Source organism: Pseudomonas sp. Rh2, from assembly GCF_040762985.1.
Lineage (GTDB): Bacteria > Pseudomonadota > Gammaproteobacteria > Pseudomonadales > Pseudomonadaceae > Aquipseudomonas > Aquipseudomonas taiwanensis.
Genome location: NZ_CP142890.1, coordinates 962,790 through 987,882, shown reverse-complemented (window position 1 = coordinate 987,882; position 25,093 = coordinate 962,790). Strand labels below are relative to the sequence as shown.

The 25,093-nt window shown below is 62.5% G+C and carries 22 protein-coding genes, 1 pseudogene and 1 riboswitch; of the genes and pseudogenes, 11 read left to right on the top strand and 12 right to left on the bottom strand.

The annotated features are described in order from the left end of the window. Positions 1–62 precede the first annotated feature (62 nt). The 5 genes from VXM67_RS04450 to tkt form a co-directional block, all read right to left on the bottom strand. The gene (locus VXM67_RS04450; RefSeq protein WP_023378381.1) at positions 63–392 is read right to left on the bottom strand and encodes an MliC family protein; all 330 of its coding nucleotides are present in this window, start codon (positions 390–392) and stop codon (positions 63–65) included. Between the two features lie 99 nt (positions 393–491). Continuing rightward, positions 492–710 (bottom strand): hypothetical protein, encoded by a 219-nt coding sequence (locus VXM67_RS04445; RefSeq protein WP_023378379.1) that lies wholly within the window; start codon positions 708–710, stop codon positions 492–494. Between the two features lie 32 nt (positions 711–742). Then, on the bottom strand, positions 743–1,906 hold the full coding sequence (locus tag VXM67_RS04440) for a phosphoglycerate kinase (protein WP_023378377.1): 1,164 nt from the start codon (positions 1,904–1,906) through the stop codon (positions 743–745). 12 nt (positions 1,907–1,918) lie between these two features. Beyond that, positions 1,919–2,980, bottom strand: coding sequence for an erythrose-4-phosphate dehydrogenase (gene epd, locus VXM67_RS04435; protein WP_027907946.1), 1,062 nt, complete (start codon positions 2,978–2,980; stop codon positions 1,919–1,921). A gap of 151 nt (positions 2,981–3,131) precedes the next feature. Next, entirely contained in the window at positions 3,132–5,129 is a 1,998-nt protein-coding gene (tkt, locus tag VXM67_RS04430; RefSeq protein ID WP_023378375.1) for a transketolase, read from the bottom strand. 284 nt (positions 5,130–5,413) lie between these two features. On the opposite strand from tkt, the gene VXM67_RS04425 reads away from it, so the two are divergent. The 4 genes from VXM67_RS04425 (at position 5,414) to VXM67_RS04410 (ending at position 9,983) form a co-directional block, all read left to right on the top strand. Next, positions 5,414–6,409: a metalloregulator ArsR/SmtB family transcription factor gene (locus VXM67_RS04425; RefSeq protein ID WP_023378374.1), complete on the top strand. Its 996-nt coding sequence runs from the start codon at positions 5,414–5,416 to the stop codon at positions 6,407–6,409. 19 nt (positions 6,410–6,428) lie between these two features. Continuing rightward, entirely contained in the window at positions 6,429–7,619 is a 1,191-nt protein-coding gene (gene metK, locus VXM67_RS04420; protein ID WP_023378373.1) for a methionine adenosyltransferase, read from the top strand. Between the two features lie 143 nt (positions 7,620–7,762). Continuing rightward, entirely contained in the window at positions 7,763–9,472 is a 1,710-nt protein-coding gene (ligB, locus tag VXM67_RS04415) for an NAD-dependent DNA ligase LigB (protein ID WP_287167196.1), read from the top strand. Between the two features lie 118 nt (positions 9,473–9,590). Then, complete coding sequence (locus tag VXM67_RS04410; protein WP_367237518.1) at positions 9,591–9,983, top strand: DUF1090 domain-containing protein; 393 nt, start codon at positions 9,591–9,593, stop codon at positions 9,981–9,983. Positions 9,984–10,027: 44 nt separating this feature from the next. On the opposite strand, the gene VXM67_RS04405 is transcribed toward VXM67_RS04410, so the two are convergent. After that, on the bottom strand, positions 10,028–10,474 hold the full coding sequence (locus VXM67_RS04405; RefSeq protein ID WP_023378370.1) for a cytochrome c: 447 nt from the start codon (positions 10,472–10,474) through the stop codon (positions 10,028–10,030). A 114-nt stretch (positions 10,475–10,588) separates the two neighbouring features. Between VXM67_RS04405 and VXM67_RS04400 the strand changes: the two genes are divergently transcribed. Then, positions 10,589–11,740 (top strand): MltA domain-containing protein, encoded by a 1,152-nt coding sequence (locus VXM67_RS04400; protein WP_023378369.1) that lies wholly within the window; start codon positions 10,589–10,591, stop codon positions 11,738–11,740. 49 nt (positions 11,741–11,789) lie between these two features. On the opposite strand, the gene VXM67_RS04395 is transcribed toward VXM67_RS04400, so the two are convergent. Beyond that, positions 11,790–12,173: an MAPEG family protein gene (locus VXM67_RS04395; RefSeq protein ID WP_023378368.1), complete on the bottom strand. Its 384-nt coding sequence runs from the start codon at positions 12,171–12,173 to the stop codon at positions 11,790–11,792. Between the two features lie 28 nt (positions 12,174–12,201). Then, positions 12,202–13,035: a DMT family transporter gene (locus VXM67_RS04390; RefSeq protein ID WP_023378366.1), complete on the bottom strand. Its 834-nt coding sequence runs from the start codon at positions 13,033–13,035 to the stop codon at positions 12,202–12,204. Positions 13,036–13,269: 234 nt separating this feature from the next. On the opposite strand from VXM67_RS04390, the gene VXM67_RS04385 reads away from it, so the two are divergent. Then, complete coding sequence (locus VXM67_RS04385) at positions 13,270–14,508, top strand: cation:proton antiporter (RefSeq protein WP_367237517.1); 1,239 nt, start codon at positions 13,270–13,272, stop codon at positions 14,506–14,508. 106 nt (positions 14,509–14,614) lie between these two features. On the opposite strand, the gene VXM67_RS04380 is transcribed toward VXM67_RS04385, so the two are convergent. After that, entirely contained in the window at positions 14,615–15,016 is a 402-nt protein-coding gene (locus VXM67_RS04380) for a hotdog domain-containing protein (protein WP_023378363.1), read from the bottom strand. A 179-nt stretch (positions 15,017–15,195) separates the two neighbouring features. After that, positions 15,196–15,291: riboswitch (S-adenosyl-L-homocysteine riboswitch) on the top strand. A 21-nt stretch (positions 15,292–15,312) separates the two neighbouring features. Here VXM67_RS04380 and ahcY point away from each other — a divergent pair. The 5 genes from ahcY to VXM67_RS04355 all read left to right on the top strand — a co-directional run bounded on the left by ahcY (position 15,313) and on the right by VXM67_RS04355 (position 21,837). Next, positions 15,313–16,722, top strand: a complete 1,410-nt coding sequence (gene ahcY / locus VXM67_RS04375) for an adenosylhomocysteinase (RefSeq protein ID WP_023378362.1) — start codon at positions 15,313–15,315, stop codon at positions 16,720–16,722. Between the two features lie 139 nt (positions 16,723–16,861). Then, positions 16,862–17,707: a methylenetetrahydrofolate reductase [NAD(P)H] gene (gene metF, locus VXM67_RS04370; RefSeq protein WP_023378361.1), complete on the top strand. Its 846-nt coding sequence runs from the start codon at positions 16,862–16,864 to the stop codon at positions 17,705–17,707. Between the two features lie 92 nt (positions 17,708–17,799). After that, entirely contained in the window at positions 17,800–18,876 is a 1,077-nt protein-coding gene (locus VXM67_RS04365; protein ID WP_023378360.1) for a hypothetical protein, read from the top strand. A gap of 52 nt (positions 18,877–18,928) precedes the next feature. Next, on the top strand, positions 18,929–19,717 hold the full coding sequence (locus VXM67_RS04360; protein ID WP_315696368.1) for a transporter substrate-binding domain-containing protein: 789 nt from the start codon (positions 18,929–18,931) through the stop codon (positions 19,715–19,717). 218 nt (positions 19,718–19,935) lie between these two features. Then, positions 19,936–21,837 carry a DEAD/DEAH box helicase gene (locus tag VXM67_RS04355; protein ID WP_367237516.1) on the top strand — a complete coding sequence of 634 codons (1,902 nt, stop codon included), beginning with the start codon at positions 19,936–19,938 and terminating at the stop codon, positions 21,835–21,837. A 59-nt stretch (positions 21,838–21,896) separates the two neighbouring features. On the opposite strand, the gene VXM67_RS04350 is transcribed toward VXM67_RS04355, so the two are convergent. The 3 genes and pseudogenes from VXM67_RS04350 to VXM67_RS04340 all read right to left on the bottom strand — a co-directional run bounded on the left by VXM67_RS04350 (position 21,897) and on the right by VXM67_RS04340 (position 25,053). Continuing rightward, positions 21,897–22,475 (bottom strand): YceI family protein, encoded by a 579-nt coding sequence (locus VXM67_RS04350; protein ID WP_027907944.1) that lies wholly within the window; start codon positions 22,473–22,475, stop codon positions 21,897–21,899. Between the two features lie 31 nt (positions 22,476–22,506). Next, the gene (locus VXM67_RS04345; protein WP_023378355.1) at positions 22,507–23,058 is read right to left on the bottom strand and encodes a cytochrome b; all 552 of its coding nucleotides are present in this window, start codon (positions 23,056–23,058) and stop codon (positions 22,507–22,509) included. Positions 23,059–23,279: 221 nt separating this feature from the next. Then, positions 23,280–25,053 (bottom strand): annotated as a pseudogene (locus VXM67_RS04340) (FAD-dependent oxidoreductase). Positions 25,054–25,093 lie beyond the last annotated feature (40 nt).

Sequence of the window (25,093 nt, the reverse complement as noted above, 5' to 3'; positions counted from 1 at the left end):
CAAGCCTGCCGCAGGGGCGGTTGCTGTTCAAGTAGTGTGGGCCGCCAGCGCGGCCCGGCCAGTCACGGTGCCTTGCAGCCCCGCCCAATCAGATCGTTCGTCGCCACCCAGTACACCAGGCCTTCTTCGCCCTTGGTGTGGAAGGCCAGCACGCCATCGCTGTACAGCGCGCCGGAAGCACCCGGTTCGGACTTGAGCCGGTAGACCTGGTCACCGCCGCCAAGGCGTACGTCGACTTCATCCCGTTTCGCATCAGCGAAACGCCACAGGACTTCGGTCTGGGTGTCGCAGACCCAACGGGTCCAGTTGTCCGTCGGCGCGGGCTGCGCCGGTTGCAGCAGTGAGCATCCTGCCAGTGTCGCCAGGGCCATCGAGGCCAGCAGCGCTTTCATCAAATTACTCCGCTTGAAGCTGCATTGCAGCCCATCGCCGGCAAGCCGGCTCCTCATCACGCAGACCACGAAATACCCGTCAGGTTGCCTGCCACCCGATCAAGGGCAGCCGGGCGCTTTGCGCTGATGCTCGTCGTCGTACTTTTCCAGGCCGGTCGGCCCCAGGCGCTTGTTGATCACCGGCACGGTCTCGGCCTGCCATTCAGACTGGTAGCAACCGCCTTTGGGCGGTTGCGGGCCTTCGGCATCCGAGGACGGGCTGCTGGAGCATGCGCCCAGCAGTCCGGCAAGGATCATCACAGGCAATTGCTTGACCATCCGGTCGCTCCCTTTGCCAGGCGCCTTCTCTATCAGGCCTTGGCCCGTTCTTCCAGGATTGCCACGGCAGGCAGGACCTTGCCCTCGACGAATTCGAGGAACGCACCGCCACCGGTAGAAATGTAGGAGATATCGGCGCCAACGCCATATTTGTCGATGGCCGCCAGGGTGTCACCGCCACCTGCGATGGAGAAGGCGGCGCTGTCGGCGATGGCCTTGGCCAGTACCTTGGTGCCGTTACCGAACTGGTCGAACTCGAACACGCCAACCGGGCCGTTCCACAGGATGGTCTTGGACGACTTCAGTAGCTCGGCGAAGTTGGCAGCGGTCTGTGGGCCGATATCCAGGATCATGTCGTCGGCAGCCACGTCGGCGATGGCCTTGACGGTGGCTTCAGCGCTCTCGGCGAACGCCTTGGCAACCACCACGTCCACGGGCAGCGGAACGCTGACCTTGGCGGCGATGGCCTTGGCGGTATCGACCAGGTCCGGCTCGTAAAGCGACTTGCCAACCGGGTGACCTGCGGCAGCGAGGAAGGTGTTGGCGATGCCACCACCGACGATCAGTTGGTCGCAGACCGCGCTGAGGCTGTTCAGCACGTCCAGCTTGGTGGACACCTTGGAGCCGGCAACGATGGCCGCCATCGGTTTGGCCGGGGCCTTCAGGGCCTTGCCCAGGGCATCCAGCTCGGCAGCCAGCAGCGGGCCGGCAGCGGCGACCTTGGCGAACTTGGCGACACCGTGGGTCGAGCCTTCGGCGCGGTGGGCAGTCCCGAAGGCGTCCATGACAAACACATCGCACAGGGCGGCGTACTTCTGCGCCAGCTCGTCGGCGTTCTTCTTCTCGCCCTTGTTGAAGCGTACGTTCTCGAACAGCACCAGATCACCCGCCTTGACCTCGACGCCGTCCAGGTAGTCGGCCACCAGCGGCACTTCGCGGCCCAGCGCCTTGCTCAGGTAGTCGGCAACTGGCTTGAGGCTGTTCTCGGCAGAGAACTCACCCTCGGTCGGGCGGCCCAGGTGCGAGCAAACCATTACCGCCGCGCCCTTTTCCAGGGCCAGCTTGATGGTCGGCAGCGCTGCCAGGATACGCGCGTCGCTGGCTACCACACCGTCCTTCACAGGGACGTTGAGGTCTTCGCGGATCAAAACGCGCTTACCTTGCAGGTCGAGGTCGGTCATCTTCAACACGGTCATGAATGCAGTCCTTCAGGGCTGTTTGGTGCGGGTTGGGTGTACGACGTGCAGAAAATGTTCGGCTACGTCGAGCATACGGTTGGCGAACCCCCATTCGTTGTCGAACCATGCCAGCAGGTTGACCAGGCGTGGGCCTGAAACACGGGTCTGGCTGGCATCGACGATGGCCGAATGCGGGTCATGGTTAAAGTCACAGCTGGCGTGCGGCAGCTCGGTATAGGCCAGCAAGCCTTTCAGCGGGCCATCCAGCGCCGCCTCTCGCAGCACCCGGTTGACCTCGGCCGCGCTGGTGTCGCGGGCGGTCTGCAGGGTGATGTCCAGGCACGACACGTTCACGGTCGGCACGCGTACCGCTTTGGCCTGAATTCGTCCGGCAAGTTCCGGAAGCAGGCGTTCGATACCACGAGCAAGACCGGTGGACACCGGTATCACCGACTGGAAGGCAGAGCGCGTGCGGCGCAGGTCTTCGTGGTGATAGGCGTCGATCACTGGCTGGTCGTTCATCGCCGAGTGAATGGTGGTGATCTGCACGTACTCGATGCCGAAAGCCTGGTCCAGCACCCGCAGCAGAGGCACGCCGCAGTTGGTGGTGCAGGAGGCGTTGGACACCAGGCGTTCATTGCCGCTCAGGCAGTCTTGGTTGATGCCATAGACCACCGTGGCATCCACGTCCGCCTCGCTGGCCATCGGTTGAGAGAACAATACCCGTGGCGCGCCGGCATCCAGGAAACGCTGGCCATCGGCACGGGTGTGGTAGGCGCCGGAGCACTCCAGCACCAGGTCGATGCCCAGTGCCGCCCAGTCGACGCCTTCCGGCGTGGCGCTGCGCATTACCTTCACGCAGTCGCCATTGATATGCAGACAGTCGCCATCGACCTTCACCTCGCCGGGGAAGCGCCCGTGGGTGGAGTCGAAACGAGTCAGGTATTCGACGCTGGCCTGGTCGGCCAGGTCATTGAGCGCAACGATCTCGAAACCGGCCGTTGCCCCACGTTCGAACAGTGCGCGCAGGACACAGCGGCCGATGCGGCCGTAACCGTTGAGTGCAACTTTGTAGGGACGCAGGTGGGACATTCGTTGGCTCGCTAACGCATGATGGCGGTTGGGGCCGCGTTGCGGCCCATCGCGACGCAAGGCCGCTCCCACAGGGACCGCACGTGCAGTAACCTTGTGGGAGCGGCCTTGTGTCGCGAAACGAGGGCTATGCCCTCGCCTTACGCCTGTATCAGTCTTCCAGCAGCTCTTCGGCGGTACCCAGGATGTTGTCCAGGGTGAAGCCGAACTCTTCGAACAGCGCGCTGGCCGGAGCCGACTCGCCGTAGGTGGTCATGCCGATGATACGACCTTCCAGGCCGACGTACTTGTACCAGAAGTCAGCATGGGCGGCTTCGATGGCGATACGCGCACCGACTTCGACCGGCAGCACGGACTGCTTGTAAGCCGCGTCCTGGGCATCGAACACGCTGGTGCACGGCATCGAGACGACGCGAACCTTGCGGCCTTGCTCGGTGAGCTTGGCGTGTGCCTGGGTGGCCAGGCCGACTTCCGAACCGGTAGCGATCAGGATCAGTTCAGGCTCGCCGGCGCAGTCCTTCAGCACGTAGCCGCCACGGGCGATGTTGGCGATCTGGTCGGCGTCGCGGTCCTGATGCTGCAGGTTCTGACGCGAGAAGATCAGCGCCGATGGGCCATCCTTGCGCTCCAGGGCAGCTTTCCAGGACACGGCGGATTCGACCGCGTCGGCCGGGCGCCAGGTGTCGAGGTTCGGGGTGCTGCGCAGGCTGGTCAGTTGTTCGATCGGCTGGTGGGTCGGGCCGTCTTCGCCCAGACCGATGGAGTCGTGGGTATAGACGTGGATGACGCGCTGCTTCATCAGTGCCGACATGCGCACGGCGTTGCGGGCGTATTCCATGAACATCAGGAAGGTCGCGCCGTAAGGTACCAGGCCGCCGTGCAGGGCAACGCCGTTCATGATGGCGGTCATGCCGAATTCGCGCACACCGTAGAACACGTAGTTGCCGCTGGCATCGTTGGCTTCGACGCCCTTGCAACCTTTCCACAGGGTCAGGTTGGAGCCGGCCAGGTCGGCCGAACCGCCCAGGAACTCCGGCAGCAGCGGGCCGAATGCGTTCAGGGCATTCTGGCTGGCTTTACGGCTGGCGATGGTTTCGCCCTTGGCAGCCACTTCGTTGATGTAGGCCTGGGCTTTCTCGGAGAAGTCAGCCGGCAGCTCACCGCTCTCGCGGCGCTTGAACTCGGCCGCCAGTTCCGGGTAGGCCTTGGCGTAGGCGTCGAAACGCTGGTTCCAGTCGGCTTCTGCCTTGGCGCCAGCGGCCTTGGCATCCCACTCGGCATAGATGTCGGCAGGGATTTCGAAGGGGCCGTGGTTCCAATTCAGTTCCTTGCGGGCAAGGGCGATCTCATCGTTGCCCAGCGGGGCACCGTGGCAATCCTCTTTACCCTGCTTGTTCGGCGAGCCGAAGCCGATGATGGTCTTGCAGCAGATCAGGGTCGGACGGTCGCTCTTGCGAGCGGTCTCGATGGCCGTCTTGATTTCGTCGGCGTCATGGCCGTCGACGTTGCGGATCACCTGCCAGTTGTACGCTTCGAAACGTGCCGGGGTATTGTCGGTGAACCAGCCGTGCACTTCGCCGTCGATGGAAATGCCGTTGTCGTCATAGAAGGCGATCAGCTTGTTCAGGCCCAGGGTGCCGGCCAGCGAGGCGACTTCATGGGAAATACCTTCCATCATGCAGCCATCGCCCAGGAACACGTAGGTGTGGTGGTCTACGATGTTGTGGCCTTCACGGTTGAACTGGGCTGCCAGGACCTTTTCGGCCAGGGCGAAGCCCACGGCGTTGGCGATACCTTGGCCGAGTGGGCCAGTGGTGGTCTCGACGCCTGGGGTGTAGCCATATTCGGGGTGGCCCGGGGTGCGGCTGTGCAACTGGCGGAAGCCTTTGAGGTCATCGATGGTGACGTCGTAGCCGGTCAGGTGCAGCAGCGAGTAGATCAGCATCGAGCCGTGGCCGTTGGACAGCACGAAGCGGTCGCGGTCGGCGAATTTCGGGTTGCTCGGGTTGTGCTTCAGGTAATCGCGCCAAAGCACTTCGGCGATATCCGCCATGCCCATGGGGGCACCTGGGTGGCCGCTGTTGGCCTTTTGCACGGCATCCATGCTGAGGGCACGAATGGCGTTGGCACGCTCACGACGGCTGGGCATCGCTAATCTCCTGGGGCTTGAATAGGTAGTGAAACGAAAAAAGGCGGCCATTTTCGCCCACAGGCGGGCTCGGGGGCAATGACGGATGGTCGCAGTCGGGCATTTTTCCTGTGATTGGCCTCCAATTCGGGGGAAACACAGGGAGCGGCGGTGGATTGATCACGGGTAAACCCGCTTGCGCAGGCTCACGTGGTGCTGGGTGCGTGCTCCGCTCATCACCCAATATCAAAACTTTTTGATATTGCTATTGCGGGGGTAGCCCTGCCTGTCTAGACTGCCGCGTCATGAACCTACGTGCGCAGCCCATTTCCATTCAGCGAAGCGACACCCTGGCCGCCCTGTGCAAGGCCAGTGGCGACGCGCTGCGCCTGAATGTCCTGCGCGCACTGGCCAGCGACTCGTTCGGGGTGCTGGAGCTGGCACAGATTTTCGACATCGGCCAGTCGGGCATGAGCCATCACCTGAAAGTGCTGGCCCAGGCTGAACTGGTGGCCACCCGTCGCGAAGGCAATGCCATTTTCTACCGCCGCGCCTTGCCCGACGGCCTTCGCCCAGGCGGCCGACTGCATGCGGCGCTGCTCGAAGAAGTCGACGACCTGGCCCTGCCAGAAGACGTGCTGGCCCGAATCGCGCAGGTGCAACAACGCCGCGCCGCCACCAGCCAGGACTTCTTCCTGCGGGTGGAAGAAAAATTCCGCGCCCAGCAAGACCTGATCGCGGGGCTGCCCCAGTACCGCGAAAGCCTGTTGGCACTGCTGGACAATCTCAGTTTCACGCCCACGGCCACGGCCCTGGAAGTCGGCCCAGGGGACGGCGGTTTCCTGCCAGACCTGGCCCAGCGCTTCACTCAGGTCACCGCCATGGACAACAGCCCGACCATGCTCGAGCTGGCCCGCCAGGTCTGCGAACGCCAAGGCCTGGGTAATGTAAATCTGCAGTTGGCCGATGCACTGGGTGCAACGGATGTGGAAGCCGACTGCGTTGTGCTGAACATGGTCCTGCACCATTTCAGCGACCCGGCCCAGGCCTTGTGCCAGTTGGCCAAACGGGTGAAGGCCGGCGGCAGCCTGCTGGTCACCGAGCTGTGCAGCCATGACCAGAGTTGGGCGCGGGAAGCCTGCGGCGACCTCTGGCTAGGTTTCGAGCAGGACGACCTGGCCCGCTGGGCCCATGCTGCCGGGCTGACACCCGGGGACAGCCTCTATGTAGGCTTGCGTAACGGTTTCCAGATTCAGGTCCGACATTTCCAGCGGACGGCTGGCGACACTCACCATCGGTAAATTTTAGGAACCCGTCGAGATGAGCGAATATTCCCTTTTCACCTCCGAGTCCGTGTCCGAAGGGCATCCGGACAAGATCGCCGACCAGATTTCCGACGCGGTCCTGGACGCCATCATCGCCCAGGACAAGTACGCTCGCGTAGCCTGTGAAACCCTGGTCAAGACCGGTGTCGCCATCATCGCCGGCGAAGTCACCACGTCTGCCTGGGTCGACCTGGAAGACCTGGTGCGCAAAGTCATCATCGACATCGGCTACAACAGCTCCGACGTCGGCTTCGACGGCGCCACCTGCGCCGTGATGAACATCATCGGCAAGCAGTCGGTGGACATCGCCCAAGGCGTTGACCGCTCCAAGCCTGAAGACCAGGGCGCTGGCGACCAGGGCCTGATGTTCGGCTATGCCAGCAACGAAACCGAAGTACTGATGCCGGCACCGATCTGCTTCTCGCACCGCCTGGTCGAGCGCCAGGCTGAAGCGCGCAAGTCCGGCCTGCTGCCATGGCTCCGCCCGGACGCCAAGTCGCAGGTCACCTGCCGCTACGAGAACGGCAAGGTAGTCGGCATCGACGCCGTGGTGCTGTCGACCCAACACAACCCTGAGGTTTCGCAGAAAGACCTGCAGGAAGCGGTGATGGAGCTGATCGTCAAGCACACCCTGCCGGCCGAGCTGCTGCACAAAGGCACCCAGTACCACATCAACCCGACCGGTAACTTCATCATCGGTGGCCCGGTGGGCGACTGCGGCCTGACCGGTCGCAAGATCATCGTCGACTCCTACGGCGGCATGGCCCGTCACGGTGGTGGCGCGTTCTCCGGCAAGGACCCGTCCAAGGTCGACCGCTCCGCCGCCTATGCTGGCCGCTACGTGGCCAAGAACATCGTTGCCGCCGGCCTGGCCGAGCGCTGCGAGATCCAGGTGTCCTATGCCATCGGCGTAGCCCAGCCAACCTCCATCTCGATCAACACCTTCGGTACCGGCAAGGTCTCCGACGACAAGATCATCCAGCTGGTGCGCGAGTGCTTCGACCTGCGTCCATACGCGATCACCAAGATGCTCGACCTGCTGCACCCGATGTACCAGGAAACCGCCGCCTACGGTCACTTCGGCCGTACCCCGCAGCAGAAGACTGTCGGCGACGACACCTTCACCACCTTCACCTGGGAGCGTACCGACCGCGCCCAGTCGCTGCGTGACGCTGCCGGGCTGTAATTTTCCTACAGCGGTGAATGAAAGCCCCTGCCGAGTGATCGGCAGGGGCTTTTTCATGACATATGCACTGACAACTGTTCACCGCAGCGGACCCCGTACTTGCCTAGGCTGAGGGCTCCACCCGCCATGCAAGGATGCTGGCCATGCCACTCAAACGCTTGCTGCTCTCGCTGTTGCTGTTCCAAGCCTGCGGGGCCTTCGCCGCGCCATGCCATGACTGGCCACTCTCACAAGCCAAGGCCGAAATCGCCCAGCTACGCGCCACCCTGGCCGGCTGGGATGACCATTACCATCGCCTGGGCAAGGCCGAAGTCGCCGACGACATCTACGACCAGAGCCGCCTGCGCCTGAAACACCTGGAAACCTGCTTCGGCCTCGCCGGTCACGCAAATCCCCTGGCAAGTGCACGAGGGCCGATCCCGCACCCGGTCCCCCACACCGGCGTCGACAAGTTGAGCGACAACACCGAGGCCGAACGCTGGCTGACTGGGAAGACGGACGTTTGGGTACAACCCAAGGTCGACGGGGTCGCCGTCTCGCTGGTCTACCGGCAAGGTCGACTGGTCCGTCTGCTGAGCCGGGGCGATGGCATCCACGGCCATGACTGGAGCCGCCACATCCCTCATCTGGGGTCGATCACCCGGCAGCTACCCCAAACCATCGACCTGGTGCTGCAGGGAGAGCTGTACCACCGCCTCGAAGAGCACGTTCAGGCCAAGGCCGGTGGCATGAATGCCCGAGGGACCGTCGCAGGGCTGCTGGCGCGTCAGCAGCTTTCACCCGAACAAGGCGCCAGCATCGGATTGTTCGTGTGGGACTGGCCTCATGGGCCGTCCACCCAGGTCGAACGCATGGCGCAGTTGGCTGCGCTGGGGTTTCCGGACAGCCAACGCTTCAGCAAGGCCATCGTTCAAGCGAGCGATGCCGTCCACTGGAGGCAACACTGGTACCGCACCCCTCTGCCCTTCGCTACCGACGGCATCATTCTGCGCCAGGACAACCGACCGCCCGCCGAGCGCTGGCAAGCCAAGGCGCCATACTGGATCGCCGCATGGAAGTACCCCTACTCGCAAGCGCTGGCCTCGGTTCGCGAAGTACGCTTTCGTGTCGGGCGCACGGGCAAGGTCACTCCTGTGCTGCAACTGCAGCCCATACGCCTGGATGACCGGATGATCAGCCAGGTAAGTCTGGGCTCACTGGCTCGCTGGCAGGCACTCGACGTACGCCCGGGAGACCAGGTAGCGATCAGCCTGGCAGGGCTGACCATTCCACGCTTCGAGCAGGTGGTGCACCGCGCCCTGGCGCGGCAACCCGTGGCATCCCCCACGCCCGATCGGTATCACACCAGAAGCTGCTGGCAAGCAAGCCACGATTGCGAAGAGCAATTCATCGCCAGGCTCACCTGGCTCAGTGGCAAGCATGGGCTGGCCATGCCTGGTGTAGGCCCCGGCACCTGGCGCCGCCTGGTCCAGGGCGGCAAGGTACGCACTTTGACGGATTGGCTGACGCTGGATTCGGAGCAATTGACCGAAGTTCCGGGCATCAGCCATGCCAGCGCCCGCCAGCTCAAGCACAGCTTCGAAGCTGGCCGATCACGCCCCTTTGCCCATTGGCTGCGCGGCCTCGGCATACCCGCACCGGGCAACCTGGCACTTGATGGCGATTGGGAAACGCTGGCGGGTAGGTCCGCCAGGGACTGGCAAGCCTTGCCAGGCATCGGTGACACCCGATCGAAGCAGCTCGCCGCCTTTTTCGTGGACGATGAACTGCAAACCATAGCCGCTCGACTGAGCGCGGCGGGTATTCGCGGTTTCATGATCGGTGACGGGTCCGCTCAACAAAGAACCCCCTAAAAACATGTAGGAAAAATCTTTGTCTGGGCTAGAAAAACCAACAAGGGTTTATAAATCCGCAAAACCAAGGCAGGATTTCCCCCAACTTTTGCTGCCCCGCCCCGTCAAGGAGGCCCTCATGAAACGCGTTCACACCCTCGTCCTGCTGGCAACACTTGGCCTTGCGGCCACCGCCGTACAGGCCGCTCAACCGGACGAAGGCCTGACCGGCTGCGCCGCCAAGCGCAGCGCCATCGAGAATCAGCTGAAAATTGCCCGCGATCACGGTAACGATGCTCAGGTCGCGGGCCTGGAGGAAGCCCTGCGCGGGGTTGAGAACTGCAATGATGCCAGCCTGCGCAAAGAGCGCGAACAGAAGGTGCTCGATGCGCGCCATGAAGTGGCGCAACGCGAGAAGGACCTGAAGAAGGCCAAAGCCAAAGGCGACGCGGAAAAAATCAACAAGCGCAAGGACAAGCTTGCCGAGTCCCGCAAGGAACTGCAGGAAGCCGTGGACCAACTGGACCGCTGACCCGCCCATCGCCTCCCCTGAACCTTCGGGAGAGGCGCCCTCCCTCAATGGTTACGAAATTCCGTATGACAGGCTTTGCAAGCCGCTTCGACCCTGTCCATCGGCGCTTTCAGACTTGCCGCATCCAGCGGTTGCTTACGGGTAACATCGACCAACTCGCCCGTCACCCCTTCCAACTGCATCGCCAGGTCGTGAAAGCGCGCCTGTCGTTCCCAGACTTCAGGCCGGGCACTGCTGTCACCTTCATCCTTGACCTGGGGAAAATGCTGCCACGGCGCATGAGCCAGGCCATCGAGCTTCACCGCCCCGTCGGCGAACTTCACACCATCGAACGGCAAACGTCCGCGCAACATGCCGCCCATATCCTCACTGGTCTTGAGCATCTGCTTGAAGATCGCCTTGCGCTGCCCCAAAGGTGAGTTAGGATCGACACGGTCGCAGCCCACCAGGGCCAGGCTGATCAGCAGCAGGGCTGTGAAACATTTGAACATCACGGTCACATTGGCAGAAGGAAAGGGCCGACAGTATCCTCGCCTGCTCGACAAAGACCAATACCCTTACGAAAAACAAGGGAAGCTCCAAGGCCTCCCCTCAAGGATTCAGCCATGAAATCTGCTCTGCGCCACCTCGCCTGGGCGCTGCCTGCCCTGGCCCTGCTGGCCGGCTGCAACGGCGGTGAGAACGCCAAACCCGAACCCCACGCCATTGCCACCTACGCCCCCGCCACCTGGAACGACTTACCCAGCGTCAGCGACAGTGACCTGCGGGCCGGTTTCCAGGCTTGGCGCAACGGCTGCGAAAAGCTCAAGCGCGACCCTGTCTGGGCTGCAACCTGCGAAGCAGCGGCCAAAGTGCCTGACAACGCGATGCAGATCCGCGCCTTCCTGCAACAGCAGTTGCAAGTACTGGGGCTGCGCTCGGCCGAGAACAACGCCACCGGCCTGATCACTGGCTACTACGAGCCGGTCTACCCCGGCAGCCTGGAGCGCACCGACGCAGCACGGGTCGCGGTGTACGGCGTTCCCGAGGACATGATCGTGGTCGACCTGGCCAGCGTTTATCCGGAGCTCAAGGGCAAGCGCCTGCGCGGGCGGCTCGACGGTCGCGTGCTCAAGCCCTATGACACGGCCGAAGTGATTAACCGCGATGGCGTGAAAGCGCCAGTGCTGGCTTGGCTGACCGACCCGATGGACTTGCAGTTCCTGCAGATCCAGGGTTCGGGCCGTATCCAGCTGGAAGATGGCCGACAGGTGCGCCTGGGTTACGCCGACCAGAATGGCCACCCCTATCGCCCCATTGGGCGCTGGCTGGTCGAACAAGGCCAATTGAAGAAAGAAGATGTCACCATGGGCAGCATCCACGCCTGGGCACAAGCGAACCCACAACGAGTGCCAGAGCTGCTGGCCAGCAACCCCAGCTATGTCTTCTTCAGCACCCGCCCAGACAGCAACGAAGGGCCGCGTGGTTCGCTCAACGTGCCGCTGACCGCTGGCTACAGCGTGGCGATCGACCGCAAGGTGATCCCGCTGGGCAGCTTGCTGTGGTTGTCTACCACTCGCCCTGATGGCTCCCCCGTGGTACGCCCGGTGGGCGCTCAGGACACCGGTGGCGCGATCACCGGCGAGGTGCGCGCGGACCTGTTCTGGGGCACTGGGCCCGAAGCGGGTGAACTGGCCGGTAACATGAAGCAGCAGGGACAGATCTGGATGCTCTGGCCCAAGGACAAGCCGCTGCCTGAGGTGCCTAAAGTGCCTTGAGGTTGCACAGGCTCATCGCCGCCAAGCCGGCGATGAGCGCCACTTCAACTCAGATCGATACCACGAAGAACGAAACGATCAGGCCCAACCCGGCAAACCACACCAGCGAACGCAGGGCAGCCCAGTCTGCCAGGTAGCAGATGATGTACAGCAGCCGGCTGGTGATGTAGAGCACCGCCAGCACATCCTGGGTCACCTGCTCCGCATTGCCGACGATATCGGCCACCAGCACCGCCGCCGCAAACGCTGGGAATGCCTCGTACCCGTTCTGCTGCGCAGCATGGGCACGACGTGGCAAACCCGACAATGTGTCGAGGAAGCCGCGCGGGTCGTGATTATCCTTCAGGCCGAAACGACCACTCGTCTTGGCGATCAAGGCACAAAGCGGTGGCAGCACGAGCGCGATCAGGATGCACCACAGGGCAACGGTCATGTTCAGGACTCCTTGTTCGAGTTCGGGGTTAGAGCTTCATCACCAGCATGCCAGCCAGGACCAGCCCGCAAGCTAGGAGTCTCGGGCCGCCAAAAGGTTCTTTGAGATAGCGCATGCCAAGCAGCACCACCAGAATCACGCTCAGTTCGCGCAGCGCGGCAGCTTCGGCCACCGACCCCAGGTGCATGGCCCACAACACCAATGCATAGCTGAACAGCACGCACAAACCCACCGCCAACCCCAGCCGCCACTGGGTTTGCCAAAACAGCGCAAACTGCGGCCGCCGGGCCACACACGCCAGGACCGGGAAGGGCCAGGCGCTCAGCAACGTCAGCCAGACCAGGTAGTCCCAGGGCTTGCCCCAGAGCCTTACGGCCTGCCCGTCGAACCAGGTGTAACAACCGATACACAAGCCGATCAGTGCAACCACTGGCAGCATCGACCACGGCAGCCGCTCACCGCCGCCGCCCTGCCAGAGCAGACACGCCATGCCGCAGGGGATCAGCAAGATACCGATGATCTGCTGCTGGCTCAGTGACTCGCCCGCGAATGCCAGCGTTAGCCCCAGCACCACCAGCGGCGACAAGCCACGCATCAGAGGATAGACCAGCCCCAGGTCGCCAACCCGGTAGGCCTTGATCAGCAGGACACGGTACAACTGCTCGGCCAGGGCCGACGCCAGCAGCCATGGCCAGATTTCAGCCGGAGGAAACGCGACGAAGGCTACCGCCAACACCGCAAAGACCAATGCCACCGCATCCATGCTGGCAATGACCAGCAGTCGCTCGCCACTAAATTTGATCAGGGTGTTCCAGGTCGCATGCAGCAGGGCGGCGACCAGCACCAGGGATGTTGCCAACACGCCTTGTATCCTTGTGACGTTTCAAGCCTGTGAATATATAGCGATTGAGGCGCCCTGTGCGCCGCATCGCCGGCAGACCGGCTGCTATGGAATCTAGGCAGTGCAACAGTCCATATCGGGAACGATTCGAAAGAATCCGGTCAAAGTCTGTGTCCCGAACCCCGCGCCAGGCCATCAAAGAACTGCCCGAGCCATTCGGGTTACGACTTGAAAGCCACCGTCACAGGATTTGGGATGCTTGAATTAGTTGCAGCGTTTATCTGCCTTACCACCCTCCTCACTTACGTCAATTACCGGTTCATCGGTCTCCCCCCCGCCATCGGCGTGATGGTGACTGCTCTGCTGTTTTCCCTGATGCTGCAGGGCCTGAGCCTGATTGGCTTTCCTGGCCTGGAAGAGCGCGTCGAAGGGCTGATGAACCAGATCGACTTCAACGACCTGCTGATGCACTGGATGCTGTCGTTCCTGCTGTTCGCCGGCGCACTGCACGTCAACCTCACCGACCTGCGCAGCTACCGTTGGCCGATCGGCCTGCTGGCCACCCTTGGCGTGTTGATCGCCACCTTCGTCATCGGCTATCTCGCCCACTGGGTGTTCGCCCTGTTCGGCTGGAACGTGCCGCTGATCTACTGCCTGCTGTTCGGCGCACTGATTTCACCGACCGACCCCATTGCCGTACTCGGTGCACTACGTACTGCGAACGCCTCCAAACCGCTGAAGACCACCATCGTTGGCGAGTCGCTGTTCAATGACGGCACCGCGGTCGTGGTGTTCACCGTGCTGCTGGGCATCATCCAGATGGGCGAGACGCCGAGCGTCGCTGAAACCGCCATGCTGTTCGTTCACGAAGCCGTGGGTGGCGTGTTGTTTGGCGGACTGATCGGCTATGCCACCTACCGGATGATCAAAAGCGTCGAGCAATACCAGGTCGAGGTGATGCTGACCCTGGCGCTGGTGATTGGTGGCTCGGCGATGTGCTACGAACTGCATGTCTCGGCCCCCATCGCCATGGTGGTGGCAGGCCTGATCATCGGGAACCTGGGGCGCAACCTGGCGATGAACGACATGACCCGTCGCTACATGGACGGTTTCTGGGAACTGATCGACGACATGCTCAACGCCCTGCTGTTCGCCCTGATCGGCCTGGAACTGTTGCTGCTGCCATTCAACTGGCTGCACTTGGCGGCAGGCGGCGTGCTGGCGGTTGCGGTACTGCTGTCACGGCTGCTGACTGTGGCACCGGCCATCGTCCTGCTGCGCCGCTGGAGAAGCGTGCCCAAGGGGACCGTGCGCGTGCTGACCTGGGGCGGCCTGCGTGGAGGGGTGTCGGTGGCACTGGCACTGTCGCTGCCGGTGGGCGACGAGCGTGACCTGTTGCTGTCGATCACCTACATCGTGGTGCTGTCGTCGATCCTGATGCAGGGTCTGACGGTCGGCAAGATGGTGCGCAAGGTGAGCCAACCGGCCGAATGACACGCGGCGTAGGAGCCGGCCTTGCCGGCGAACACCAGCACAGCCGGCGCCATGCACCGTGGTGCTTGGTTCGCCAGCAAGGCTGGCTCCTACCTTTGGGCGACGCTTACTCGACAGCGGTATCCGGGAACTGGTCCTGGATGTACTTGATTTCGGTCCGCCCGTGCGGCGCCGGCAGCCCGTCCTCACCCAGGTTGACGAAGACCATCTTGTCGACGGTGAGGATCATCTTGCGGGTAATCTTGTTGCGTACTTCACACTTGAGAGTGATGGATGTGCGGCCGAATTCGGTGGCGGTGATGCCCAGCTCGATGATGTCGCCCTGACGCGAGGCGCTGACGAAGTTGATCTCCGACATGTACTTGGTCACCACGCGCTGGTTACCCAGCTGCACGATGGCGTAGATCGCCGCCTCCTCGTCGATCCAGCGCAGCAGACTGCCGCCGAACAGGGTGCCATTGGGGTTGAGGTCTTCGGGCTTTACCCATTTGCGGGTGTGAAAGTTCATCGGTACTCCTGACCTGCTTGGCTAACGTGGAGTAATGATGGCAGAGCGGCCGCCGGCGCTCCATTGAACATCGACTATCGTCGCGATTAATCGACAGAAAGCCTTGGGTGTGTCACACAGCCAAGGCTATAATCCCTGCCGTTTAACATGGTCGCCCACTGTGGCGCCATGCCCGCCACCCATCCGAGGGGCGCTGCAGCAGGCTCGGCCTGTCAGGCTCGGTTGGGGCGTTGTCCGCGACGCGGACGCTCAACGCACAACGGCGCCCATTCGCACACTACGAATGGAGGCTCTCAATGAGCGCTGTAAACACGCCTGCAGGTTTTTCCGACTTCAAGGTCGCCGACATCTCCCTGGCCGACTGGGGCCGCAAGGAAGTCATCATCGCCGAATCGGAAATGCCAGCGCTGATGGGCCTGCGCCGCAAGTACCAGGCTGAGCAACCGCTCAAGGGCGCTAAGATCATCGGCTGCATCCACATGACCATTCAGACCGCCGTGCTGATCGAAACCCTGGTTGCCCTGGGTGCCGAAGTTCGCTGGTCGTCCTGCAACATCTTCTCCACCCAGGACCAGGCTGCCGCGGCCATCGCCGCCGCCGGTATCCCTGTGTTCGCCTGGAAAGGCGAAACCGAGCAGGAATACGAATGGTGCATCGAGCAGACCATCCTCAAGGACGGCCAGCCATGGGATGCCAACATGGTCCTGGACGACGGCGGTGACCTGACCGAAATCCTGCACAAGAAATACCCGGCCATGCTGGAGAAAATCCACGGCGTGACCGAAGAGACCACCACTGGCGTGCACCGCCTGCTGGACATGCTGGCCAAGGGCGAGCTGAAAGTCCCGGCGATCAACGTCAACGACTCGGTCACCAAAAGCAAGAACGACAACAAGTACGGCTGCCGTCACAGCCTGAACGACGCCATCAAGCGCGGCACCGACCACCTGCTGTCGGGCAAGCAAGCCCTGGTGATCGGCTACGGTGACGTGGGCAAGGGCTCGGCCCAGTCCCTGCGCCAGGAAGGCATGATCGTCAAGGTCACCGAAATCGACCCGATCTGCGCCATGCAGGCTTGCATGGACGGCTTCGAAGTCGTCTCGCCGTTCAAGGACGGTATCAACACCGGTACCGAAGCTGGCATCAACGCCGACCTGCTGGGCCGCATCGACCTGATCGTCACCACCACCGGTAACGTCAACGTCTGCGACGCCAACATGCTCAAGGCCCTGAAGAAGCGTGCCGTGGTCTGCAACATCGGCCACTTCGACAACGAAATCGACACCGCCTTCATGCGCAAGAACTGGGCATGGGAAGAGGTCAAGCCACAGGTCCACAAGATCCACCGCACCGGCGCTGGTACCTTCGACCCGCACAACGACGACTACCTGATCCTGCTGGCCGAAGGCCGCCTGGTTAACCTGGGTAACGCCACTGGCCACCCAAGCCGCATCATGGATGGTTCGTTCGCCAACCAGGTACTGGCCCAGATCTTCCTGTTCGAGCAGAAGTTCGCCGACCTGCCAGCCGCCAAGAAAGCCGAGCGCCTGACCGTTGAAGTGCTGCCGAAGAAACTCGACGAAGAAGTGGCCCTGGAAATGGTCCGCGGCTTCGGCGGCGTGGTCACCCAGCTGACCCCGCAGCAGGCAGAGTACATCGGTGTGACTGTCGAAGGCCCGTTCAAGCCGCACGCCTACCGCTACTGATCAGCGGCCCAAGGGCCAGGCACCTTGCCTGGCCCTTGCAGGCAACGCTTCGCAACGATGCCCGAGCCAGGCCGGCCCAAACCGCCCTGGCTTTTATTTGCAGTTGCCCGCCTGGCGCTGGCAGCTGAAGGAACGAGAGATGTCACAAGAACGCCGCTACAGTTTCGAGTTCTTCCCCACCAAGACCGATGCCGGCCACGAAAAACTGATGGGCGTTGCCCGCCAGCTGGCCAGCTACAACCCCGACTTCTTCTCCTGCACCTACGGTGCCGGTGGCTCGACCCGCGACCGCACGCTCAATACCGTGCTGCAGCTGGAAAGCGAAGTTAAGGTACCGGCCGCCCCCCACCTGTCCTGCGTCGGCGATAGCAAGGACGAGTTGCGCGCCCTGCTTAACCAGTACCAGGCCGCCGGCATCAAGCGCATCGTCGCCCTGCGTGGTGACCTGCCATCGGGCATGGGCATGGCCAGCGGCGAGCTGCGCTACGCCAGCGATCTGGTCGAGTTCATCCGCCAGGAAACCGGCGATCACTTCCACCTGGAAGTTGCCGCTTATCCGGAAATGCATCCGCAGGCACGCAACTTCGAACACGACCTGGCCAATTTCGTGCACAAGGTCAAGGCCGGTGCCGACAGCGCCATCACCCAATACTTCTTCAACGCCGACAGCTACTTCTATTTCGTCGAGCGCGCACAGAAGATGGGCGTGGACATCCCTGTAGTGCCGGGCATCATGCCCATCACCAACTACAGCAAGCTAGCCCGTTTCTCCGACGCCTGCGGCGCCGAGATTCCACGTTGGATCCGCAAGCAGCTGGAAGCCTATGGCGATGACACCGCCAGCATCCAGGCCTTCGGCGAAGACGTGATCAGCCGCATGTGCGAACAACTGCTGCAAGGCGGCGCACCGGGCCTGCACTTCTACACCCTGAACCAGGCCGAGCCAAGTCTGGCTATCTGGAACAACCTGAAGCTGCCTCGCTGAAACAACTTGGAAACATCTGTTTAAGGAACAATTAAGGCTTTAGTCTTACACTAAAGCCTTATTATCCCTGTGGACAGCCAGGTTTGCCCGATATGCAGACACCGTCGCCTGCACGCTCGCAGCTCATCTACCTCGCGTTCGGCCCGGTGACTTATCACCAAGAGGCCTGTTTCAGCATCGTCAGCGCCCTCACTCACCTGGGTGAAACGCCTGGCGCCGCCGTTGACATCCATGTCTACACCGACAACCCGGCGCCCTACGGCAAACTGCCCGTCAACGTCCACGTGCTGGACGCTGCGACGCGCACGGCCTGGAATCTTCCCCATGGTTATCACTTTCGCAGCAAGCACGTGCTATTGCGCCAAGTGCTCGAACAGCATCCGCTGGCGGTACTGATCGACACCGATACGTTCTTCCGCACCTCGCCGCTGCGCCTGTTCGAACGCGTCAAGCCAGGCCAGTTGCTGTGCAACTTCATTGGCGCGCCCTACGGCGCGAACCGCAAGGCCGTGCTGTACGAAAGCCTTCACGCCATACTTCGCCAACGCGGACTGGCTGACGATCAGACGCGCATGGTCAACTCCGGAGTCATCGGCCTGACCCAGGCTGATGCTCAGATACTGGACCGCTCCATTGCCATGATGGACGAGTTCTATACCTTGGCACCCACCGCCTACACACTCGAAGAGTTCTGCCTTGCAGTGGCCGCCCACCGCACCCTCGCGCTGGCCGAGTGCACCGATGTGATCCACCACTACTGGAGCCGCAAGCAGCAGTTCCGCGCCAAGATCCAGGCCTGGCTGCGCAAGCACGCCGATGAACCACTCAGTGAGGCGGCCCGGGCCGACGTGCTGCAGGTCAATGACCGACTGCCGCGCCCGCCAGCCCTGCACCGGTTGGGCTACAAGGCACTGACGCTGACCTTGCCGAGCCAGGAACGCCAGTTCGCCCGAGAACTGCTGTACGGCTGCTACCCGTATGGCAACGAGTTCGACCGGGCCTGCGCCCCGGCCTGGTGGGACAAAGCCCTGGAGAACTATGTGGCGCGCGAGGGCCGCATGGAGCCCGAGCAATTGCGCCGCTGCCTGCGCCATCCGGGCATGCGCCTGTCACTCGGTGGCCGGCGTAAGGAAATCGAGGGCCACCTGCTCGACGTCCCGCAGACCTGAACTGGCGCGCCGATATCTGGCCTTGGCCTAAGCGAGCGCGTAATCTGCGGCCATGCGTGACGTCGCCCGCCTGCTGTGCCTCCTGTTGTTCGCCTGCCTGAGCCCTCTGGCCTTGGGTGAACGTTTGCGCCTGGTCACCGACGACTGGGCACCGTACGTGTACCAGCACGACGGCCAGCCCAAAGGCATCGACTACGAAGTCACCACCGAAGTGTTCAAGCGCCTGGGCTTCGATGTCGAATGGCAGTTCCTACCCTGGAAACGGTGCTTGGCCATGGTCGAGCAAGGGCTGGCCGACGGGGTGATGGATATTTTCGAGACCGAATCGCGCAAACCGTACATGGTCTACCCCGACGAGCCTATGTCGGACGTCGAGTTCGTCCTGTTCCAAGCCAGCGTGCGCCGCCACCCCGTCACCCGCCTGGAAGACCTGACCGGGCTGACGGTGGGCACTTCGCCCGGCTACTCCTACGGCGCCTCGTTCAGCGAATCGCCTTACTTTCGCCGGGAGGCAGCCCCTACCCATGAGGCCAACTTCGGCAAATTGATGCTCGGCCGCATCGACTTGCTGGTGACCGACCGCCGGGTCGGTCGTTATCTCCGCAAGCAATTGGGGCTCGAACGGCAGGTCGAGGAGCTGCCACTGATGATCAGTCGCCAGGCGCAATACCTGGGTTTGGCCCGCAAACCTGGGCGCGAGGACCTGGCCAGGCATTTCTCCGAAGAGCTGCAACGCTTCAAGCAGGAACCGGCCTACGCGGCGATCAACAACCGCTACTCCGACGACTTCGGCAATATTCCTGGCGCCGTTGAGCAGCAGGAACGCAGCACGCAGCGATAGCTCTGTTATACTCGGGCCTTCCCGCCCGGCTCACGCCCGGACGCTCGGCCTCGCAACAGGCATCCTGATCGGTAACGACGCCCCTTCGCGCTCGCCCTCCGCTGCCCGGATGCGCAGTGAAAGCCCAGCTGGACCGGACGCGATCGCATCCCGCCGATGCCCGTCGCGCCAGGCAGAATATCCCAACGGGCCCAGCCCCCACGAGAACAGGATTGCCCATGTCCTTTGCTTCCCTCGGTCTCTCCGAGGCTCTTGTCCGCGCTATCGAGGCAGCGGGCTACACCCAGCCGACTCCGGTGCAACAGCGGGCCATTCCCGCCGTGTTGCAAGGTCGCGACCTGATGGTCGCCGCCCAGACAGGTACTGGCAAAACTGGCGGTTTTGCCCTGCCGATCCTCGAGCGCCTGTTCCCGGGTGGCCACCCCGACAAATCGCAACGCCATGGCCCACGCCAGCCTCGCGTGCTGGTTCTGACGCCAACCCGCGAATTGGCGGCCCAGGTCCATGACAGCTTCAAGGTCTATGCCCGTGACCTTTCCCTGGTCAGCGCCTGCATCTTCGGTGGCGTCGGCATGAACCCGCAGATTCAGGCCATGGCCAAGGGCGTCGATGTCCTGGTCGCCTGCCCGGGTCGCTTGCTGGACTTGGCAGGCCAAGGCAGTGTCGATCTATCCCATGTGGAAATCCTGGTGCTCGACGAAGCCGACCGCATGCTCGACATGGGCTTCATCCATGACGTGAAGAAAGTCCTTGCCCGCCTGCCGGCCAAGCGCCAGAACCTGCTGTTCTCGGCTACCTTCTCCAAGGACATCACCGACCTGGCCGATAAGCTCCTGCACAACCCGGAGCGTATCGAGGTCACACCACCGAATACCACGGTCGAGCGAATCGAACAGCGCGTCTACCGTCTGCCCGCCAGCCACAAGCGCGCACTGCTGGCTCACCTGATCACCCTCGGCGCCTGGGAACAAGTGCTGGTCTTCACCCGTACCAAGCATGGCGCCAACCGCCTGGCCGAATACCTGGAAAAGCACGGCCTCACCGCCGCGGCGATCCATGGCAACAAGAGCCAGAACGCCCGCACCAAGGCATTGGCTGACTTCAAGGCCAACAGTGTTCGCGTACTGGTCGCCACCGACATCGCCGCCCGCGGCCTGGACATCGACCAGTTGCCCCATGTGGTCAACTTCGAGCTGCCCAATGTCGAGGAAGACTACGTCCACCGTATCGGCCGCACCGGCCGCGCCGGACGTTCGGGCGAAGCGATCTCGATGGTCGCTCCTGATGAAGAGAAGCTGCTCAAGAGCATTGAGCGCGTCACCAAGCAGAAGATCCCGGACGGCGACCTGATGGGCTTCGATGCCAGCAAGGTCGAAGCCGAGAAGCCAGAAACCCGTGAGCGTCAGCAGCACAATGGCCGTGGTGGTCGCAACCAGCAGGCCCGTGGCGAAGCAGGCCAGGAAGGCAGTGGCGGACGCAAGGACAAGGGAAAGGACAAAGGCAACGCCAAGCAACAGGCCGCCGACAAACCCGCTGACAAGGAGAAGTCCGGCGAGCGCCAGCAACAGCAGCGCAAGCAACGCGACAAGAAGCCTCGCCAGCAGCAGGCCAGCACCAACGCTGTGCCGAAAGTACCTGCCGACCGTGATCCAGAAGAGTTCCTGGATGACGAGATCGACAACTTCGGTAACCGTGCCGACTACGTCAGCCCCTACCAAAACGCCAAGAACCAGGGCCGCAACCGTCGCCCAGGCGCCGCAGGCCAGGGTCAACAGCAAGGTCAGGGACAGCGCAGCAACGGCGGCAGCCAGGGCCAAGGCCGAAATGGCGGCCAGCAACGCGGCGCCAGCGGCGAGAAACGCCCGCCCCGCAACAACAATGGCGGTGGAGGTGGCGGTGCGCGCCGTGATGGTAACGCGGGTGGTCGTAACCGCTCGGCCGGTCGCAGCGACAACACACGGCAGGAACCGGCAGTGCGTAGTCCGCGCGAACCGCAGCATCAGCCGGTGATCATCCGCAAGGAATCCAAGCTCGACCGCTACCCAACGCCGGAACAACTGGAAGAGCTGCCGAGCCGGCCGCGTGGTGAGCGCCCTGCGCTGCTGACCCGCAATCGCTGATCGTTCGGCTACAAATGAAAACGCCGCCCATTGGGCGGCGTTTTCATTGCTAGCGCGAATTACTTCTGCTTCACACCTTCGACGCTGATATCCAGGTCAAGGGTCTGCGAGGTAGGGCCTGGGCCTTTGATTCCGAAGTCATTCAGGTTCAGCGTGGTGGTGGCGTTGAAACCAGCACGCTCACCGCCCCATGGGTCTTTGCCTTCGCCGTTGAACACAGCCTTGAAGGTGACCGGCTTGGTGACGCCGTGCAGGGTCAGGTCGCCAGTCACGTCAGCAGTCTTGGCACCGGTGGACTTGACGCTGGTGGAGACGAACTTGGCTTGCGGATACTTCTTCACATCCAGGAAGTCGGCACTGGCGATGTGCTTGTCACGCTCGGCATGGTTGGACCACAGGCTGGCGGTCTTCAGGTCGACATTGATCTTGCTGGCTTCAGGCTTGGCGCTGTCCCAGGTGAAGTTACCGTCGAAGTCCTTGAAGGTGCCGTGGATGAAGCTATAGCCCAGATGGCTGATCTTCCAGTCGACGAACGCGTGCTGGCCTTCCTTGTCGATCTTGTACTCGGCGGCCATGGCCTGGCCAGCAGAGATCAGAGCGGTACCGAGCGCCAGAGCGGCAAAAGTCTTTTTCAACATCCTTTCTTTCCTTTGCAATTGAGGTTGAGAATCAAGCTTTGCGGCCCAGCATGCGGGTCAGGGTCGCGTCACGGTCGATGAAGTGGTGCTTCAGCGCTGCCAGGCCATGCAAGGCGGCGAAAATCACCAGCGCCCAAGCCAGGTAGAGATGAATCTCGCCAGCCAGATCGGCCTGGTCGGGCAAATCACTGACCAGAGCCGGCACTTCGAACAAGCCGAACACCGGAATACCGACGCCATCGGCGGTGGAGATCAGGTAACCGGCGATCATCACCGCGAACAGCCCCAGGTACAGTGCCAGATGGCCCAGTTTGGCAGCTACACGCGTCAGCGGCCCATGGTTGGCCGGCGCTGGAGGCGGTGGGCTGATGAAGCGCCAAACCACACGCAATACCATCACCACCAGTAGCACCAGACCGATACTCTTGTGCAGATCAGGGCCGGATTTGCGCCATGGGCTGTAGTAGTCGAGGCCGACCATCCACAGGCCCAGGCCAAAAAGCCCGAAGACCGCCAGGGCCACGCCCCAGTGCAAAAAGATGCTGACCGCGCCGTAACGAGCGGGTGAGTTGCGCAGTTGCATGTCGACGTGTTCCCCCGTGAAAGCTGTGCACAGACTAACGCGTAACGTATCGAAGAAAAGCACAAAAAGTTGCTTCGATTAATCGAAAATTCCGATGCCGATTGTGAACGTTTCCTATTAAGGAAACATTAACAATAGTCGGGGAGGAATCGCTTGTCAGTGCCGGACTCAGCGCCGACAGGCCGGCTCCTGCAGGTCGTGCAGGAGCCGGTACGCGGGCTTCAGTCAGCTTTCGCTTGGGTGTTGTTTACCGCTTTCTTGACCGGCTCCGATTTGACCGTAGCCTTCTTCGCCTCGACAGGTTTGTGCGCCTGCTTGACTGCCGGCTTGTGCGCCGGGGCGTGCTTGGCCGGGGTGGCCTTGGTAGCGGCAGGCTTGGCCGGCTCTTCCTTGGCCACGACCGCAGGCGCTGCTACAGGGGTCGGCGCAGGGGTGGCGACAGGGGCCGGGGCCGGGGCCGGAGCCACCGCATCTGTTTTCACGACGGCTGCTGGTTTGGTTTCGGGTTTGTCGCCGCCGCCAAACAGACGCGAGAAGAACCCACCCTCCTTCTTGGCCGCTACAGCACCGGTTGCCGCAGCTGCAGCCACCGGCGCCGCTTTAGCCGGGTCGAACGACTTGCCTGCCAGCAGGTCCTGAACCTGGCTGGCAGCACGCTGACCACTGCGCAGGGCGCCTTCGAGAGTGCCTGGGTACAATGCATCGGTGTGCTCGCCGGCGAAGCTAATGCGTTGCACCGGACGCTCCCACAGGCGCCAGTACTTGCTGATCTGGCCTGGGCCATAGGCCAAGTAAGCGCCGCCAGTGTTGGCGTCGGTGCTGTAGCGCTTGAGTTCATACCCAGAGAACGAGCCACGGGCCTTTGGATAGAACGCGTGCAACCGGATCAGTACCTGGTCGACCATCTGCTTGTCGCCAAATGCCTGCAACAGGCGGGCATTGTCGCCGGACAAGTTGATAACGACGTTGGCACCGCCCTTGAGCGCTGGTTCGATCCACAGCATGCCAAGGCCAGCGTTGCTGAAGATTTCACCCGACATCCGGGCCTTGCTTTCCCACACAGGCTGCTTGAACTTGAGCATCAGCTGGTCGCGCCAGCCATAGTTGGTGCCCTTGAGGGCCGCCAGGTGCTGGCTGTCCAGGCCTGGGGTCATCTGGATCTTGGCCAGGGCACGCAGCGGCACGGCCATCACCAGGTAGTCCGCCTGATAGCCGACGCTACCGACCTTGACCGTCACGCCGTCCTTGTCCTGCACGATGGAGGTCACCGGCGAGCTGGTTTTGATGGTCTTGAGCTGCTTGACGAAAGCCTGCGCCAGCGACCGGGCTACCCCCGGGCAGACGGGCGGCGCGCAGATCGCGGTCACTGACCCCACGATAGACACGGTTCTGCTGTGCGAAGTAGAGCAGCGACAGACGCGACGGCTCGTCATAGCGGGTACGGATCTGCTGGTTGATCAACTGTCGTGCAGTGGTCGGCAACTGCAACTTGTCGAGCCAGGTGGAGACGTTGATCTGGTCCAGAGCGAACAGGGTGCTGGTTGCCTGCGGGTTCAGCGGGTCCTCGATCGAGCGGGCCAGATCATCGAGCGTCTTCTCGTAGCGCTTGATGGCTTCGGCGGTGGCCGGCTGCTTGGCGGCCAGGTCCGTGGCACTGAAATACTCGCCGTCGATCAGGTAGCCAGGGGTACGAACGAACTCTGGCGCGGGCAGTGTTTCAAGCTTGAAACGGTCCAGGTACTGGTTCAGCACCGGCTGGGCCTTGCTGTTGCCGATCCACTCGCTGGTGGCCAGCCCCGAGCGACCACCCATGCCCGACTTGGCTTCCAGCAGAGTCACCTGCCAGCCCTTGTTCTGCAGCTCGTAAGCGGCGGTCAGGCCTGCCAGGCCGCCACCCACCACGATTGCCGAGGGTGTCTTGTCCTTTGCCAGCGCGGCACCGCTGGACACACCAATCAATACCAACGCGCACAGGCGCACCCAAGCAGCGGCCATATCGGCGAACTCCGAGTTAAAAGCAACAGAATAGGGAGAG